The following is a 2,297-nucleotide window of genomic DNA, read 5'->3' as shown; positions in this document are numbered from 1 at the left end:
CGGCCGACCGGGTGGCCGCGACGTCGTTCTGCGCGGGGGACCCCGTGGCCGGGGTGTCGGCGGCCTCGGGCTCGGGGGCCTCAGAGGCCTCCGCGTCCTGGGACTCCGCGCTCCCGGACTCTGCGTCCCGGGACTCCGAGCCCTCGGGCGCGTCCGCGAGCGACGTGTCCGCGATGTCGACGCCGGAGACCTTGATCTGGACAGTGGTGGTGTCCACCCCGAGGAAGACCGGCTCGGTGCCGCCGCTGCCGGTGGTGCTCTCGCCCTCGTCGTCGACGGACTCCGCCTCGTACCAGGGGCCCCACGAGCCGTCCGGGTTCTTGGCGCGCAGGGCCGCGACGGCCTGCGGGTTGTAGCCCTTCCACGTGACGCCGACCATCGAGAACGGGGTCTCGGAGGTGACCTCCTTGACCGGGGCGGAGCCCACCGCGATGTCGGTGTCCACGCCTGCCGCGGCGGGTGCGTCGGACAGGGAGACCTCGGCCGTCCCGGTGGGGACGGCGGCGCCCGCGGTGGCGGCGATGTCGTCTCCGGACTCGACCAGGTGGTCCGCCCCGTACACGGCGAGGGGCGTGACGACGGACGCCGCGACCGCCACCGCGAGGGCGAGGGTCCTGCGTCGACCGCTGACGTTCAGGGGGCGGCGTCGTGTTCTCAAGGGCTTCTCCAGATCAGGTCTGTGTCTCGCGGATCCCGCTGCGGAACACTTCTTCCCGGCGGCCGCGAGCGCTGCGACCACTGGGACGAATGTGACGAACGTGGTCAATGGTAGCTAAGAAACGCGTGAAACCAAGTGGTACGGCAGTGAATTTTGGGGTCACAGCCGTGTAGTTTCGAACCGATGTACGACGACGCGGCCGCCCGGCGAGCGGACTGAGCAGCGGCACCGCGCACGGGTGGGGCCCTCCTCGTCGTCGTCACCTGGTGTGGCACCGGACCCCTCCGCCCACCCGCCCGATACCCTTGGACCCGGACCCGCGCCGGCCGGCGCGTGGACACGCCGGGCGCGGCGCCCTCTCAGGCGCAGCGACCCGGCGACGGACTACGGGAAGGCTCGAAGTGATGGCAGGCGATCGGCAGTGGGGGACCTATGACCTCATCGTGGTGGGGTCCGGTTTCTTCGGCCTGACGGTCGCCGAGCGGGCCGCGGCCGAGCTCGGCAAGCGCGTGCTGGTGCTCGACAGGCGTCACCACATCGGCGGCAACGCCTACTCCGAGCCCGAACCCGAGACCGGGATCGAGATCCACAAGTACGGCGCGCACCTGTTCCACACCTCCAACGAGCGGGTGTGGGAGTACGTCAACCGTTTCACCGACTTCACCGGCTACCAGCACCGCGTGTTCGCGATGCACAAGGGCACGGCGTACCAGTTCCCCATGGGGTTGGGCCTGATCAACCAGTTCTTCGGGCGCTACTACTCGCCCGACGAGGCGCGGGAGCTCATCGCCGAGCAGGCCGCGGAGTTCTCGGCCGAGGACGCGGCCAACTTCGAGGAGAAGGCCATCTCGCTGATCGGGCGGCCGCTCTACGAGGCGTTCATCAAGGACTACACCGCCAAGCAGTGGCAGACCGACCCCAAGAACCTGCCCGCCGGCAACATCACCCGCCTGCCCGTGCGCTACACGTTCGACAACCGCTACTTCAACGACACCCACGAGGGCCTGCCCGTCGACGGCTATACCGCGTGGCTGGAGAACATGGCCGCCGACGAGAAGATCGACGTGGTCCTGGACACCGACTGGTTCGACGTCCGCGAGGCCGTCCGCGCGGCGAGCCCGGACGCGCCCGTGGTCTACACCGGCCCGCTGGACCGGTACTTCGACTACGCCGAGGGCGAGCTCGGGTGGCGCACCCTGGACTTCGAGACCGAGGTCCTGCCCACCGGCGACTTCCAGGGCACGCCGGTGATGAACTACAACGACGCCGAGTACGACTACACGCGCATCCACGAGTTCCGGCACTTCCACCCCGAGCGCACGAACTACCCCACGGACAAGACCGTCATCATGCGCGAGTACAGCCGCTTCGCCGAGCGCTCCGACGAGCCGTACTACCCGATCAACGAGTCCACCGACCGCGAGCGGCTGGCCCTGTACCGCGACCGCGCCAAGGCCGAGACCGCGGCGAACCGCGTGATCTTTGGCGGCCGTCTGGGCACGTACCAGTACCTGGACATGCACATGGCGATCGCGTCGGCGCTGACGATGTTCGACAACACCCTCGCCCCGCACCTGCGGGACGGGACGCCGCTCGCCGACTGAGGCCCGGCCGGCCCGGCCGCGGCGGGTCGGCCCTC

The 2,297-nt window shown here is 69.9% G+C and carries 1 protein-coding gene and 1 pseudogene; one reads left to right on the top strand and one right to left on the bottom strand.

Annotation, left to right across the window (positions count from 1 at the left end; all coding sequences use genetic code 11):
* Window positions 1-658, bottom strand: a pseudogene (locus G6017_RS06785) (hypothetical protein); the annotation flags it as partial.
* A gap of 404 nt (window positions 659-1,062) precedes the next feature.
* Between G6017_RS06785 and glf the strand changes: the two are divergent.
* Window positions 1,063-2,262 carry a UDP-galactopyranose mutase gene (gene glf / locus G6017_RS06780; RefSeq protein ID WP_182616601.1) on the top strand — a complete coding sequence of 400 codons (1,200 nt, stop codon included), beginning with the start codon at window positions 1,063-1,065 and terminating at the stop codon, window positions 2,260-2,262.
* Window positions 2,263-2,297: the final 35 nt, after the last annotated feature.

The organism is Dietzia sp. B44 (assembly GCF_014145245.1).
In the GTDB taxonomy this organism is placed as follows: domain Bacteria; phylum Actinomycetota; class Actinomycetes; order Mycobacteriales; family Mycobacteriaceae; genus Dietzia; species Dietzia natronolimnaea.
This window is presented reverse-complemented; position numbering and strand designations above follow the sequence as displayed.

Coding starts and splice junctions, on each gene's coding strand:
- glf (WP_182616601.1), top strand. CDS start 1,063: ATGGCAGGCGATCGGCAGTGGGGGACCTATGACCTCATCGTGGTGGGG.